Annotated in this window: 9 protein-coding genes and 3 pseudogenes; 6 read left to right on the top strand and 6 right to left on the bottom strand. The window is 70.2% G+C overall.

From position 1 onward, the window contains the following. The 4 genes from ABZ318_RS26355 to ABZ318_RS26340 form a co-directional block, all read left to right on the top strand. On the top strand, positions 1-417 hold a 417-nt coding region (locus ABZ318_RS26355; RefSeq protein ID WP_356904943.1), incomplete at its 5' end, for a GMC oxidoreductase. Beyond that, positions 417-2,132 carry an aldehyde dehydrogenase family protein gene (locus ABZ318_RS26350; RefSeq protein WP_356904942.1) on the top strand — a complete coding sequence of 572 codons (1,716 nt, stop codon included), beginning with the start codon at positions 417-419 and terminating at the stop codon, positions 2,130-2,132. The genes ABZ318_RS26355 and ABZ318_RS26350, both read left to right, overlap by 1 nt. A 67-nt stretch (positions 2,133-2,199) precedes the next feature. Further along, positions 2,200-3,762, top strand: coding sequence for a long-chain fatty acid--CoA ligase (locus tag ABZ318_RS26345; protein ID WP_356904941.1), 1,563 nt, complete (start codon positions 2,200-2,202; stop codon positions 3,760-3,762). A gap of 99 nt (positions 3,763-3,861) precedes the next feature. Continuing rightward, positions 3,862-4,752 (top strand): MBL fold metallo-hydrolase, encoded by an 891-nt coding sequence (locus tag ABZ318_RS26340; protein ID WP_356904940.1) that lies wholly within the window; start codon positions 3,862-3,864, stop codon positions 4,750-4,752. Between the two features lie 602 nt (positions 4,753-5,354). On the opposite strand, the gene ABZ318_RS26335 is transcribed toward ABZ318_RS26340, so the two are convergent. The 4 genes and pseudogenes from ABZ318_RS26335 to ABZ318_RS26320 form a co-directional block, all read right to left on the bottom strand. Further along, entirely contained in the window at positions 5,355-6,530 is a 1,176-nt protein-coding gene (locus tag ABZ318_RS26335) for a GDSL-type esterase/lipase family protein (protein ID WP_356904939.1), read from the bottom strand. 80 nt (positions 6,531-6,610) lie between these two features. Continuing rightward, on the bottom strand, positions 6,611-7,180 hold the full coding sequence (locus tag ABZ318_RS26330; protein ID WP_356904946.1) for a WHG domain-containing protein: 570 nt from the start codon (positions 7,178-7,180) through the stop codon (positions 6,611-6,613). Between the two features lie 194 nt (positions 7,181-7,374). Beyond that, positions 7,375-9,093 (bottom strand): peptidoglycan recognition family protein, encoded by a 1,719-nt coding sequence (locus ABZ318_RS26325; RefSeq protein WP_356904938.1) that lies wholly within the window; start codon positions 9,091-9,093, stop codon positions 7,375-7,377. A gap of 487 nt (positions 9,094-9,580) precedes the next feature. Next, positions 9,581-10,241, bottom strand: a pseudogene (locus ABZ318_RS26320) (LysR family transcriptional regulator). Between the two features lie 57 nt (positions 10,242-10,298). Here ABZ318_RS26320 and ABZ318_RS26315 point away from each other — a divergent pair. Together ABZ318_RS26315 and ABZ318_RS26310 are read left to right on the top strand one after the other, a co-directional pair. Continuing rightward, entirely contained in the window at positions 10,299-10,832 is a 534-nt protein-coding gene (locus ABZ318_RS26315; RefSeq protein ID WP_356904937.1) for a cupin domain-containing protein, read from the top strand. Positions 10,833-10,841: 9 nt separating this feature from the next. Continuing rightward, positions 10,842-11,200, top strand: a pseudogene (locus ABZ318_RS26310) (DoxX family protein). 447 nt (positions 11,201-11,647) lie between these two features. On the opposite strand, the gene ABZ318_RS26305 reads toward ABZ318_RS26310, so the two are convergent. Further along, positions 11,648-12,970: a hypothetical protein gene (locus ABZ318_RS26305; RefSeq protein WP_356904936.1), complete on the bottom strand. Its 1,323-nt coding sequence runs from the start codon at positions 12,968-12,970 to the stop codon at positions 11,648-11,650. A gap of 385 nt (positions 12,971-13,355) precedes the next feature. Next, positions 13,356-14,128: pseudogene (locus ABZ318_RS26300) on the bottom strand (IS5 family transposase); the annotation flags it as partial. Between the last annotated feature and the right edge of the window lie 152 nt (positions 14,129-14,280).

Here is a 14,280-nt window from a genome sequence, read left to right as displayed (position 1 = left end):
AGCCGCGGCGCGGTGACCCTGCGCTCGCCGCGCCCGGACGCCGCACCCCGGATCGTGCACAACTACCTGACGACGGCCGAGGACCGGGACGCGATCGTCGCGGGCGTCCGGATCGCCCTGGACATCGCCGGGCAGTCGGCCGTGGCCGACCTGGTCACGGAGCCGTTCGACGTGCCGGCCTCGGACTCCGAGGCGGACGTCCTCGACTGGGCGCGACGGTCCGGGCAGACCCTGTTCCACCCGACGTCGACCTGCGCCATCGGCGCGGTGGTCGACCCCGAGCTGCGCGTGTACGACGTGGCGGGCCTGCGGGTCGTCGACGCCTCGGTCTTCCCGTCGGTTCCGCGCGGAAACACCAACGCGCCCACGATCATGGCCGCGGAGAAGGCGGCCGACCTCGTCAAGGGAGCCGTGTGATGACCGCGTCCCAGCCGACCACCGAGCAGGTGTGGACGATCGACCAGGCCGTCGAGGACCTGGTCCGCGGCGAGGCGGCCTGGGCCGCCTGCGGCTTGGCGGAGCGGCGCGAGCTCCTGGAGCGGGTGCACGCGGCCACCGCCGGGCAGGCGGAGGCGTGGGTGCGCGCGGCCGTCGCGTACAAGCGGCTGCCGGAGGACAGCCCGCTGATCGGCGAGGAGTGGATCACCGGCCCCTATCCCGTTCTCACCTCTCTCGGCTCCCTCGCCGCGAGCGTCGGAGCTCTGGAAGAGAGCCGCAGCCCCGTCGACGGGTTCTCCTTCGGCCAGGCGCCCGGCGGGCGGGTCTCGGTCCGTGTCCTGCCGCACAGCATCTGGGACCAGCTCCTGCTGAACGGCTTCAGCGCCGAGGTCTGGATGCCGCCGGGCGTCACGAAGGAGACCGTCCGCAGCCGGGCGGGCCTGGGCCAGCGCCGCCCGGCCGAGACCGGCGGCGTCGGGGTGGTGCTCGGCGCGGGCAACATCACCTCGATCCCGGTCCTCGACGTGCTGTACGAGCTGTACGCGAACAACCGTGTGGTGGCCCTGAAGCTGAACCCCGTCACCGACGGCCTGTTCGACGTCTTCAGCCGGGTCCTGGCGCCGCTGATCGACCTCGGCGCGGTACGGATCCTGACGGGCGGCGCCGGCGTCGGCACCTACCTCGTGCACCACCCGAAGGTCGGCCATGTCCACATGACCGGCAGCGCCGCGACGCACGACGCGATCGTCTTCGGCACGGGCGAGGAGGGCGCCGCCCGCAAGAAGGCCGGGAAGCCGCTCCTGGACAAGCCGGTCACCAGCGAACTGGGCGGGGTCTCGCCGACGATCGTGCTCCCGGGTACCTGGTCCGAGGCGGACCTGCGCTACCAGGCCGAGCACATCGCCACCCAGAAGCTGCACAACGGCGGCTACAACTGCGTGGCCAGTCAGGTCGTCGTGGTCAGCAGTGACTGGGAGCAGAAGGACCGGTTCCTGGCCCATCTGCGTGCGGCGCTGTCCGACGCCCCGGTCCGCCCCGCCTACTACCCGGGCAGTGACCAGCGCGTAGCAAAGGCCCTAAAGACGTACGCCGACGCGGAGAGCATCGGCGCGGGTCGGGTGCTGATCAAGGACATCGACCCTGCCGACCCCGGCCCTGCCTTGGAAGCCGAGTACTTCGGTCCGGTCCTCGCCGTCCTCGAGCTTCCCGGCTCGGCACGACAGTTCCTGGACTCGGCCATCCGCACCGTGAACGAGGATTTCGCCGGCACCCTCGGCGTCAACCTGATCGCGCACCCCGGGACGATCGCCGTCCTGGGCTCCGTGCTCGACGAGGCCATCGCCGAACTTCGCTACGGAACCGTCGCGTTGAACGCCTGGACCGGTGTCGGTTATCTCACCGCGACCGCCACCTGGGGCGCCTACCCCGGCCACACCCTCGACGACGTGCAGAGCGGCATCGGCGTCGTGCACAACGCGCTGCTGCTCGACGGGCCTGAACGCACAGTCGTACGAGGACCGTTCAGGCCGGCACCTCGGGCGATACTGCACGGGCAGCTGGTCATGTCCCCCAAGCCCCCCTGGTTCGTCAGCAACCGCACCGCCGCCACGACGGGCCGCCTCCTCGCGGACTTCGCCGCAGCGCCCCGCTGGACCGCGCTGCCGAAGATCTTCGCCTCCGCACTGCGCGGCTGACCGCCCTTCCCGGGGCTTCTCGGGGACCGCTCCCGAGAAGCCCCCGGCCCATTACCGGAGATCCACCATGCTCAATCTGGCTGTACTGCTGGAACACACCGCACGCGAACTGCCCGAGCGGGACGCCGTGGTCCTCGGCGACACACGGCTGACGTACGCGCAGGTCGACACCGAGGCGAACCGGGTCGCAGCGGCACTCGCGGCGCGCGGTATCGGCCCGGGCGACCGGGTCGCCCTCAGCTGCCCCAATGTGCTCCACTTCCCCATCACGTACTTCGGCATCCTCAAAACCGGGGCGACGGTCGTACCCCTGAACGTCCTGCTCACCGAACGGGAGATCGCGTACCACCTGCGGGACTCCGGCGCGAAGGCGTACCTCTGCTTCGAGGGAACGGAGCAGCTTCCGATGGCGACGGCGGGCCTTGCCGCGTTCGAGTCGACTCCAGGCTGTGAACACTTCGTCCTGCTCACCGCGGCCCCCTCCGGTGAGACTGCGCGGAGCGGGGTGGCGACCCTTACGGACCTCACCCGCGGTCTGCCGGGTGTCTTCGACTCGGTTCCGACCCGCGAGACCGACACGGCGGTCGTGCTCTACACCAGCGGGACGACGGGGAAGCCCAAGGGCGCCGAGCTGACCCACAGCAACATGGTCCAGAACGCTCTGCTGGCGAACCGCCTGTTCGGGACGGCACCGCATGACGTGCATCTGCTGGCGCTGCCGCTGTTCCACTCGTTCGGTCAGACGGTCCAGATGAACGCGGGTTTCGCCACCGGCGCCACCCTGGTGCTGATGCCACGATTCGAAGCGGCGACGGCCCTGGAGCTCCTGGAGCGGGAGGGCGTCACGTTCTTCGCCGGGGTCCCGACGATGTACTGGGCGCTGCTGGCGTTCGGGGAGATCGAGCGGTTCGACGTGGCCGCCATCGCGGCGAACCTGCGAATCTGCGTCTCTGGTGGCTCGGCTCTGGCACTGGAGGTGCTGAAGGGATTCGAGGAGCGCTTCGGCGTCCCGGTCCTGGAGGGCTACGGCCTGTCCGAGACCAGCCCTCTCGCCACGTTCAACCGTGTCGACCGCCCGCGCAAGCCCGGCTCGACCGGCCTGCCGGTGTGGGGCGTGGAGATCAGGGTCACCCGTCGCGACGGTACCGAGGCCGACTCCGACGAGCCTGGCGAGGTCCACATCCGGGGCCACAACATCATGAAGGGCTACCTCGACCGCCCCGAAGCGACGGCGGAGGCGATCGACTCCCAGGGCTGGTTCCGCACCGGCGACATCGGTCGGCTCGACGCCGAGGGCTACCTCTACATCGTCGACCGCTCGAAGGATCTGATCATCCGGGGCGGCTTCAACGTGTACCCGCGTGAGGTGGAGGAGGTCCTGCACACGCACCCCGACATCAGCCTCGCCGCCGTCGTCGGAGTCCCCCATCCCAGCCACGGTGAGGAGGTCAAGGCCTTCGTCCTCCGCAAAGCCGGATCCACGGTCACGGAGGCGGACATCGTGGCCTGGTGCCGACAGAACATGGCGGGGCACAAGTACCCCCGTCTCGTCGAGTTCCGAAAGACCCTGCCCATGACGGCGACCGGCAAGATACTCAAGCGGGAACTCGCCCCGGCGCCCTCCATGTGACGGTCGCCCTCGCAACCGCCCTGGCTCGATGCAGTCGATCGGGGCGGTCACCTAACCGAGCCGACCGCCGCGACACTCGCGGCCGAAGGAGTGCCGACCTTGCTCACGCCGGGATACACGGAAGCGGAGTACGGCGGAGTCACCGTACTGGTCGGCGCCGAGCGAGGCGCCTACCCGTACGCCAACTCCCTCCTCGTGCGCGGCACCGCCGAGACGCTGGTCATCGACCCGTCGCTGACGCTCGTGGAGTCCGCGCCCCCCGCGGACCTGGTCCTCGTGAGCCATGCGCACGAGGACCACGTCGCGGGTCTCGGACGATACGACGTGCCCGTCCACACCCACGAGAAGGATCTCGCCGCCCTGCGATCTCGCAAGGCCATGGCCGCCGGCTACGGTTTCCCGCCGGACGTCACGGAGCAGACGGAGACGATGCTGCGCGAGCGGTTCCACGTCCACGATCGCCCCGACGCGACGGGCTTCACCGACGGAACCGTGTTCGACCTCGGTGGACGCACCGTGACGGTCGTGCACCTTCCCGGCCACACCGCGGGCCACAGCGGTTTCCTGATCGAGCCGGACGGCTTCCTGTTCGTGGCGGACATCGACCTGACCTCGTTCGGCCCCTTCTACGGCGACGTCGGCAGCAGCCTCCCGGACTTCGAGGCATCCATGCGGCGATGCCGGGAGATCGACGCCCGCTGGTACGGCACGGCCCACCAGAAGGGTGTGGTCGAGGGCAGCACGGAGTTCGGCCGGCGGCTCGACGCCTTCGTCGGGGTGGTGGAGAAGCGGGACGAGATCCTCCTGACGTACCTCGGCGAACCGCGGACCGTCGGGGAGATCGCCGAGCGCGGGCTGGTCTACCGGCCGCATGTCGAAGGCCCCCACGTCCGCCCGGTGGAGCGGCGGACCGCAGCACAGCACCTGAACCGGTTGGTCGACAGGGGGCTGGTCACCGAGGTCGAGGAAGGACGATTCCGCGCCACGTGACAGTCTTGCTCCACACCCCGCACCCGCGCAGCGCGTTCTCTCCGCTTCCGCCTGCCGCAGGACCTCCTCGCTCGACGGCCTGCACGCAGCCGGTGCCCTGAAGTCCGTCGTCCCCGGGAGGCGGGCCGGGAGCCGGCCCATCAGCGGCGGGCAGAACATGGCCCGCGTCGCTCGACATGCCGATCAGGAGGGCCGCACCTGCCGGCGGAGAGACCGGTTCGTGGGCTGCCGCGGAGAACAGCATGAGGGCCTGAAGGCGCTCTGGGTGGAGGAACCCGAGTTCCCGCGCCCTGTGATGAGGAGTGCTCCAGGGCTGCGGGCCATCTGGGCTGTCGACCGTCTCGACGACCGCGTCAACGGAAGCCGACGGAACGCCCGACGCGACGCGGCTCCGGTGAACCGACCGCGCCCGTCGGCTGAGGGGCCCAGTACTCCAGCAGCGTTTTGCTGTCTGGCCTGGGCAGGGGCGTCGTCGGGAGTGTAGTGGGCGGGTGGGGAGCCGGTGGTGGCCTTGGCCGAGTGCCCCACCAACGAGTGGAGTCGCCGTTGGTAGTAGCAGTGGCGGGCTGTCGCCTGGCGTCTGCGGCGCCAGAGTGACCAGCTCAGCACGTGGCGGCGAAGGGACCGTTGTCCGCGAAGGCGAGTTTCGCGAAGTTCTCGGCAATGCGCTGGTGGCCTTCGGGGCTGGGGTGGAGCGCGTCCGGCAGCGGGAACTGGTCGTGGTCGGTGTCGCCGTAGAGGTCGAGTCCGTCGAGGTAGTGGAGGTGGGGGTCTTCGGCGGACCGCTGCTCGACGATGTCGGCCAGGACGTCGCGGATGATCGTGAGCGTCAGCCGTCCGGCGGCGGTTTCGGCCGGATCGCCGGTGGCCTTGTACTTCAGGGTTCCGCTGGAGAGGTCCGGCATGAGCGGTCCGGGGGTGTTCTCGTGGGTCGGACAGAGGATCGGTGAGATCAGCAGCAGGGGGGTCGTGGGGTGGCCCTCCCTGATGGTGTCGAGGAAGCCGTGGACGGCGGGGGTGAAGGCGCGCAGGCGCATGGCGTCGGTGTTGACGATGTTGATGCCGAGCTTGACGCTGATCAGGTCTGCGGGGGTGTCGCGCATCGCGCGTGCGGTGAACGGGTCGGCCAGTGCGCTGCCGCCGAATCCGAGGTTGACCAGCTCCACGTCGCCCGCGGAGGCGGCCAGGGCGGGCCAGATGGTGCTGGGGAAGACGGCGTTGGATCCGTGGCTGATGGAGCTGCCGTGGTGCAGCCACACTCGGCGCCCCGTGTCGGGGGCCGGGGTGACGGGGGCGTTGGTCCTCAGGGCGATGACCTCGGTGATCTCCGCGTGCGGGAGCCAGATCTCGATGTTCTTCTCGCCGGCGGGGAGGTCGGTGAAGTGGGCCGTACCGGCCGGGCCCGGGGTGAGGTGCGCGGTCTGGGTCTGCATGTCGGTGATGGTGCGCAGGTTCCCGCCGGGCACGGTGGCCTGGGCGGTGAGCAGGCCGTCGACCCGGAGGTCGTACACGCCGTCGGGCGGGGGCGGGAAGCCGGCGTAGACCCGCTTGGTGGGCAGGGTGTCCAAGTCGATGATGGTGGCGCTCGTGCGGAAGGCCAGCCGGACACCGGAGGGTTGGGCCTCTGCGACGGCCAGCCGGTCATCGGGGATCTGACGGCGCGCCCGGGCGGGCAGTCGGTGTGGCAACAGACCGTGGGCCGTCACTTCCACGTCGAGGTGTCCGCGCAGGAAGTCGGCGGTGAGGGGGGTGGTGATCAGGTTCCGGCCGGTGCTCATGGCCTCAGGTCTCCGCGCTTCTGGGGGTGGGGCTGTCAGGACGGTGCGCGCGTGCGGCCGATGCCGGTGACGCGGCTCGGTCAGGGCGCGGCGCCGGTCCGCAACGCGGTGTCGAGGCGGTCAAGGGTCCAGGCCCAGGACTGCTGCGCGGCGACGTCCGTGTGGTCGAACGCTCCAGCCGCCTCAAGGGAGGCATAGCCGTGGAAGACGCTGCCCAGCATGCGGACCGCGTGCGTCTGGTCCGGCTCGGGCAGGTCGTAGCCGCGAAGGAGCGCCCGCGTCATCTGCGCGTGCCGGACGCCGGCGCTGGCCATGGCGGTCTGCGGATCGAGCCGGTACCGGGCCGCCTCGTAGCGGCCCGGGTGCGCTCGGGCGTAGTCCCGGTAGGCGTTCGCGAAGGCCGTCAGGGCGTCTTTGCCCGCCCGCCCGGCCACCGCGTCGGCGACCCGGTCGGCGAGTTCCTCCAGGGCGAGCAGCGCGATCCGGGTCTTGAGCTCGTGGGAGTTCTTCACATGCGCGTACAGGCTCGCGGGTTTCACGTCGAAACGCCGGGCGAGCGCGGACAGGGTGACCTCGCCGAAACCGACTTCGTCGGCGAGGTCCGCACCTGCGAGCGTCAGCCGCTCCGGGTTCAGTCCTGCCCGCACCACAACCATCACCTACTCTCACTATGCCTACGACAATCCTAGATCTACCTATGACCTATAGGAAACTGTCGGCTTCGCTTCCATAGCGAGGGGCTTTGCCATGCCCCCGTTCGCGGCGGCGGCTCGTGTGCCGGGGTTCTGCCGGGGCCGGCTCCGGACCACCGGCCGGCTCCACGGTTATCGGGCCGTCTCCGCGGTTATCGGGCCGTCTCCGCGGTGTTCACGGTGGCCAGGCGTCGGTTGTACTGGATCACGTCGTACTGCTGGTCACCGGAGACCACGACCTCCCGACGCGAGGGGGTGGCGGGGAAGAAGTCGTCGGCGTCGAACGGTGCGCCGGCGGCCACGTACGCCTGCCCCTGTGGGAACGCGTACATGGTGAACCGCGTCTGCGCCGACGCGGGCAGTCCCTGGGGGTAGTCGTCGGCGCGAGGGTAGGCCGTCGTGTAGACGGAGACCGACTTCGCCCCGCTCGCGGGACGGACGATCCGCGCGTTCGGGGCGGGGCGGGTGTTCACGCCCGCCGGGTTGTGGATCCATCCCTTCCGCCCGCCGAACCAGATGGCCGTCCAGTCCCCTCGCACATCGGCGACCACGAATTCCTGTCCCCACATCGCGGTGGATCCCCAGTCGTCGATGTGCTCGGTTCCCGCCGAGCCGTCCGGACGGAGGGCGAGGTCGGAGACGAGCGGGGCGTCGGCGCGGGGCTCCGTGCGGACGTAGAGGAAGTTCGAAGGCTGTGTCTGGGTGCGGCACGTCGGGGCGCACACCGTCACCCTCTGCGCGTTCTCCTTGTACTTCGGGGCGATGGTGACCGCCTGTCCGATGCCGACGGCCCCGCCCTCCTCAAGGGCCTCGGCGCCGACGAGGGCCATGAACTTCTCCCAGTCCCAATAGGGGCCGGGATCCCAGTGTGCGTCCGGCGCGCGGGCCGGCCTCGGCGGAAGGACGTTGTCGTGCCCGATGATGTGCTTGCGGTCCAGGGGGACGTCGAAGCGCCGTGCCAGGTAGACCACCAGCGCGGCGGTCGCCTCGTACTGAGCCGGAGTGAACCAGGTCGGCCCCTGGGCGGCGTATCCCTCCAGCTCGATGCCGACGCCGTGCAGGTTCAACCAGTAGTTTCCGGCGTGGAACGCGATGTCCTTGGTGGCCACCATCTGCGTCGCCGCACTGCCGTCGGCCTTCATCACGTAGTGCGCGGAGACCCCGCTGGCGGGGTCCTGGAACCAGCTGACTCCCCCGTCGTACGACCCTTCGAGGTCATGAATGACGATGAAGCCGATGTCCATGCCGTTCGCGTTCCGCGAGGACACCTGGTAGTTCGAGGCGGCAGCGGGGGCGAACCGGCAGTGCAGCCGGCTCGGGCACTCCGGCACCGCCGCCGCGGCCTGCGTCCGCAGCCCCAGGGACGCGAGCTGTGACCTCGTCGGACGGATGGACGGCGTCTTCGGCAACGACACGCTCTGGCCGTCCTTGCGCACCCTGTGCCTGCCGCCGCGGATCGCTTCGAAGACGCCGTCGGCGAACCGTCCGGCGGCGGTGGTGTCGGGGGCCTGGCTGTAGCGTGCCACAGCCCCGTACCAGCCACCCGGGTCGAGCGGCATCTGACGGGTGATCCGCCGTTGGTACGAGGCGAGCAGGGCGGCGCCGCCTCGAAGGTTCTGCAGTTCGTCCCGCTTGAGGGTCTCGGGCGCGACGCCGATCATCGCGGCGGCAGCCTGCAGAGTGTGTTCGGACGGGTCGTCGGTGCCCGTGGCGTCCACCGGCCCTTCGCCCGGGCGATGAGCGTAGGTTCCCCCGGACGTCGTGTCCGTCAGGTGCATCGGACCGTAACCGCCCTTGGTGCTCGGGCGGCCTTCGTTGGCCTCCCACCACGAGGACTCGTAGCTGACGCCGAGGAGCACTTCCTTGGGCACACCGAATTCCGCCGCCGCTTGCCCGGCCGCCCGCTCGAAGCCGCCGGGGGTCGCGTCGGAGGGCCGGGCGTTCCCGGCAGTGGCGCATCCCCAGATGAGGGCTGCCGCCAGTCCCGCAGCACCGAGACCCCGGTGCCGCCTGTGTCTTCCGGTCACACCATGTCCATTTCGCTCTGGCGTACGTCGTCCGGTCGCGGCCGATGGTGCGACCGCCACCATCCTTTGGACGGGAACCTTTCCCTGTCCCACCGACACGCCCGACATGCGCGGGCCCGTCACCGCACCAGCGCAGTGATCCCGCGCGTGAGGACCAGACCGCGTCACCAGGCGGGACAGCGGGATGCCCGTACCGGGCGGGCGCGCTGGTCGGCGGTCGCCCCGTACGAGCCGTGTGACCGGCGGACGTCGTAGGCGCGGGTGATGGCCCGGGTGCCCCCGCTGCCGTCGGCGTCGGTTCGCGAGCGGCGGCAGCGCGGCGTGACGGCGTTCAGGCACGGCAGGCGGCTGCCGCTCTCTCGACGGAGGACCAGATCAACGGGTTGGTGTCGCCTTCGTCGCACACCGCCACTAACCGGCTCGGCGCCATGTCCGTCAGCGGTGCCACGGGCAGCTCGTGGCCTAGGGGGGGGCCAGGCCGATCGGATCGCTGCGCAGCCCATGTACCGTCAGCCCGGTCTCGCCGAACGGCGCCCGGGTCAGGGCCACGTCGACCGGTCCGGCGCGCAGCCCGCAGGTGGGGTCGGTCAGATCGGCGTCGCGGATGCGGATGTCGATGCCAGGGCGGGCCCGGTGGAAGGCGGCTGCCAGCCTGGCCACTCCCGGGTCGGTGTCGTCGCCAGGATGCCGATGGTGATGGTCGCGGCGCCGGCCGCCGCGCTCACGCGTGCCCGGACGCGGTCGGCGTGGTCGAGCAGGGCCCGTGCTTCGTCGAGCAGTACCGTGCCCGCCGCGGTGAGCGCGACGCCGGTGGGTGCGCGGGTGGACAGCAGGACGCCGAGATCGGCCTCCAGCCGCTCGATCGCCCGGTTCAGCGGCGGCCGGCTCATGTGCAGGCAGATGGCGGCCCGGCCGAAGTGGAGTTCCTCGGCGACCGCCACGAAACGGCGTAAGGTCCGTGGCTCCGCAGTGCACCGATACCCGTCAGGCATCGGTGCCGCAGGACAGGTCTTGGACAGGCTCGGAGCCCGGGCGGTGCACTGGTGAGCATGGCCGAAGACGCGATGAAGACCAGCGATCCTCGTACCCGCCCCACTGTGTCGGTGACGAGCCCCGGCGAGGGCGAGGTGATCGTTCTGGGCACCACCCGCATGCGGACCCTCGAGGACGGCAGCCACACGGGGCACCGTCTCGCGATCGCCGAGTCCGTCCTCGCCCCGCACACCCAGGGACCACCGCAGCACCGCCACGCCCGGCACGACGAGGGCTTCTACGTCCTCTCCGGCACCGTGCGGTTCACCGTCGGGGACCAGGAGTACGACGCCACCACGGGCACGCTCGTGATGGTGCCGCCCGGTGTCCCGCACACCTTCGCCAACCTGACCGACCAACCCGCCGTCATGCTCAGCACCTTCACCCCCGACCTGTACGTGCGGTGCTTCCGGGACTTCCAGGAGGTGCTCGCCGACGGCCGGCCGCTGACTCCACAGGCCGACATCGACGCGATGAGCCGGTACGCCACCGGGCCCGCGACCGGTCACCTCCGAAGCAGCCGACGGCTCCGTGAATCCTCTGACACCTGAACGGGAACCATGTACATCGCCTACTGGATCGTCGCGGGCCTGCTCGCCCTCTTCTACCTCTACGCGGGCACGCTGAAGGTGAGCCGCAGCCGCGATCAGCTGCGGCCGATGATGACCTGGGTCGACCGTGTACCCCTGCCCGCCCTCAGAGCTCTGGGGCGGTCGAGATCCTCGGCGCGGCCGACCTGGTCCTGCCGCCGCTGACCGGCGTCGCGCTCCCGCTCGCTCTCGCCGCGGCCATCGGCCTCGTACTCCTGCGGGCAGGCGCGATCGCTGTCCACCTGACCGGTCAAGACCGCCGGATCGTGCTCGACATCGCCCTGCCCATCACCGCGGTGGCGGCCATCGGGCCGGCCACCACCTTGTAACGATCCCTGCCGCGGTACCCGCGTGCGGTGCCCGCGTCCTCGTCCGGCGATGACCGGGGCTCACCGAGCCCACGGCCCCCACCACTTCGGCGGCAACGGTTCCGCCGGTGCCGAAGTCGGCTGGTCGGGATGCAGTCCGAGCCGCCGAAGAGCATCCGCGCGGAAGCGGACCGCGATCGTGCCGTGCCAGTGTCCGTCCGAGCGGACCCCGCACATCAGATCGACCATGACCTCGTCGTCGGCGAACGGATGCCAGTCGATGCCTCGGTCCCGCAGTCAAACCGCCGTCAGCCGGCCCGGCCGCGGGCCACCGGCGACGTTCTCGAAGCGGAAGAGGGTCACCCATTCGACAGGCTGATCGCACATGCCGTCATGATGCCCCAGCGCGCAGGCCCGCCGCTCGACCTTTCCCCCTCTGCCCAGTTCCTGCCCCGCCGCCCGGCCCCGCTACGCGGGGTTCTTGACGTCCGCCACGTAGACGGCGCCGCCCAGGCAGTCGCGGATCTCGTGGCGGGGCGCGGTGCCCGTCCAACGGAGGAACCCGGTGGCACCGGTCGCGCTCGACATGTCGATGAAGCGGCAACCGTCGTAGATGAGCTTGCCGGCGGTGGTCGCGGCCGTGCCGGTGGCCACCTGGTGCGAGCCCATCAGCGCGCAGTCCGTGTAGCGGACCGTCGGGCCGCGGTCGCCGTTGGCGTTGAACGCGTAGACGTGCGTGACGGCGTCTGGCGCCCACGACTTGAAGCTGTTCGCGGTGTCGTCGCACGAGACGAAGGAGATGCTGCCCTTGTACCAGCGGGAGTCGATCACCTTGTGGCCGGTGCCGCGCAGCTCGAAGCGGATCCCCTGGGCGTAGAGCCTCATGACGGAGTCCGAGCGGCTGGCCGCGGCCGAGGAGAGCTGGAAGAAGGTGCCGGTCGAGGCGGTGTCGGTGAGGATGTAGGAGCCGCCGACGAAGTTCATCGAGCCACCGCGGTTGTTCTTCACGAACACACCGGCCTTGTACTCCACCTTGCACTCGCGGAACCAGTAGTTCAGGAACTGGTCCTGCTGGCTCGCGGTGGGCGTCATCCCCATGACGAGGAAGGCGTCCGAGTAGGTGCCGCCGATCTGGCAGTGGTCCCAGCCCATCTCGCTGTTGAGGTTCGAGGTGGTGGCCGGGCCGTCGAGGCCGATGCCGCGCTTCCAGCTGCCCTGCCACTCGACGTCGCTGTACCAGGTGTCCTGGACGCCGTGCGAGGCCGAGGAGTACGCGTAGCAGAAGCTGGAGGTGGGGTTCTCGCTGACGAAGGTGATGCCGGAGACCCGGATGTTCTTGTAGCGCTGGTTGTTGGTCCAGAGCGTGGTGTCGTTCTCGGCCGGCGCGTAGATGATGCGGGTGAGCCGCTTGCCGTAGCCGGTGATCGTGACGCCGTCGATGACGCCCCCGACGTTGCCCTCGCCGGCGTTGGTGCCGTCGATGTTGGGGAGCAGCGAGTCGGGCCGGGTCAGCCGGTACGTGCCCGGCGGGATGACCAGGACCTTCTTCGGTACCGCGCCGGAGATCGGGTCGGGCTGGTACGAGGCGAGGACCTCGGCGGCGGCCGCCCGGAAGGCGTCGTCGCTCGGGTTGACGCCCGTGGGGTCCGCGAGCTTGCTGATCACGGAGACGCTGTGCGGGTCGTTGCCGGAACCCGTGGCGTACGCCGGGGTGCCGCCCGTGGCGATCGAACCGGCCGCCGCGCCCGCACCGGCCGTCGCCAGGCCACGGATGACGGATCGTCTGTCCATCTGACCGGTCATTTCATTCCCCCAAAGTCGTGATCAAGAGTCATGATCGTGAGAAAGACAGCACATGTGATCATGAGTTCGAAGTCCGTGCAAGCGTGGGTGTGCGCCGTGAAGGCCCGCTCGCCCGGCGACCGCGGAAGGTGATCGAGACGACGGGCGGGAACGGACGGCGCGCGTCTCGTACGAGGGCCAGGCGGGTTGTCGACAGCGGGGGCGGGGGCGCGTCGCCTCGCGCGGGGTCGGTGTCGCTAGTACTGCAACGGTCTTTGTTCTGGTGGTTGGACAGGTATGGCTTATGAGCACGAAGGCAATGACCGGGCGGAGACCCCAGGTCTAAGAGGTCCTGACAAAGGCGTTGGACGTGTCGGTGGGCGATGAGGCACGTGGCGAGACCGAGGAAGGCTTCGTGGATGTCGTCCCGTCGTTCCCAGCGGACGCGTAGGCGTCGGAAGCCGTGCAGCCAGGCGATCGTCCGCTCGACCACCCAGCGGTGGACGCCGAGGCCGGAGCCGTGCGGGACACCGCGGCGGGCGATGACCGGTTCGATGCCCCGGGTCCGGACCAGGCGACGGTACTTGTCGTGGTCGTAGCCGCGGTCGGCCGGCACCACGTCCGGCGGCGCCGGGGCCGACCTCGCTTGCCCCTCACCGGCGGCACCGCCTGAAGCAGCGGGATCAGCTGGGTGACCTCGTTGCGGTTGGCGCCGGGCAAGGCGGCGGCCAGCGAGATACCGGTGGCGTCGATGATCAGGTGATTCTTGCTGCCCGTCCTGCCCCGGTCGACAGGGCTTCGTCCCGTCTTGGATCCCCCTTTCGATGCCCGTATGGAGGAGCCGTCGACCGCCACCCGGGAGAAGTCCAGAGCGTTCACGCTGCGGAGCTCGGCCAGAAGGACCCCGTGCAGCCGGGGCCGGGCTCCAGCCTCGGTCCACTCGGCCAGGCGGCGTCGGCGGGTCATACCCGAACCGAAGCCGAGTTCCTGCCGCAGATGTTCCCAGGCAACCCCGGTGTGCAGGACGAACGGGATGCCCTGGAACACCAGCTGGTCCGGATGCAGCCTTCGCCCGGGGTGCCGGGGCCGACGCTCCGCCTTCGGTAGCAGCCGCTCGATCACCGCCCACAGCTCGTGGTCGACCTCCCACGGCTTCGGCCGAGCCACTCCAACCCTCGGACCGTCAGTCCCGGAGTGGTCCAACCACCTTGAGGATCATTTCGTCAGCAGTCCTAAGCCGTGGCGACGAGCATCGACGTGACATCGATCAGCACGTACTGTCACGTTGACGATCTTGTGGCGGGGTCCTGTCGCCTCGC

The organism is Streptomyces sp. NPDC006197 (assembly GCF_040613865.1).
Taxonomy (GTDB): domain Bacteria; phylum Actinomycetota; class Actinomycetes; order Streptomycetales; family Streptomycetaceae; genus Streptomyces.
This window is presented reverse-complemented; position numbering and strand designations above follow the sequence as displayed.

Coding starts and splice junctions, on each gene's coding strand:
- ABZ318_RS26350 (WP_356904942.1), top strand. CDS start 417: ATGACCGCGTCCCAGCCGACCACCGAGCAGGTGTGGACGATCGACCAG.
- ABZ318_RS26345 (WP_356904941.1), top strand. CDS start 2,200: ATGCTCAATCTGGCTGTACTGCTGGAACACACCGCACGCGAACTGCCC.
- ABZ318_RS26335 (WP_356904939.1), bottom strand. CDS start 6,530: ATGAGCACCGGCCGGAACCTGATCACCACCCCCCTCACCGCCGACTTC.
- ABZ318_RS26315 (WP_356904937.1), top strand. CDS start 10,299: ATGGCCGAAGACGCGATGAAGACCAGCGATCCTCGTACCCGCCCCACT.
- ABZ318_RS26305 (WP_356904936.1), bottom strand. CDS start 12,970: ATGGACAGACGATCCGTCATCCGTGGCCTGGCGACGGCCGGTGCGGGC.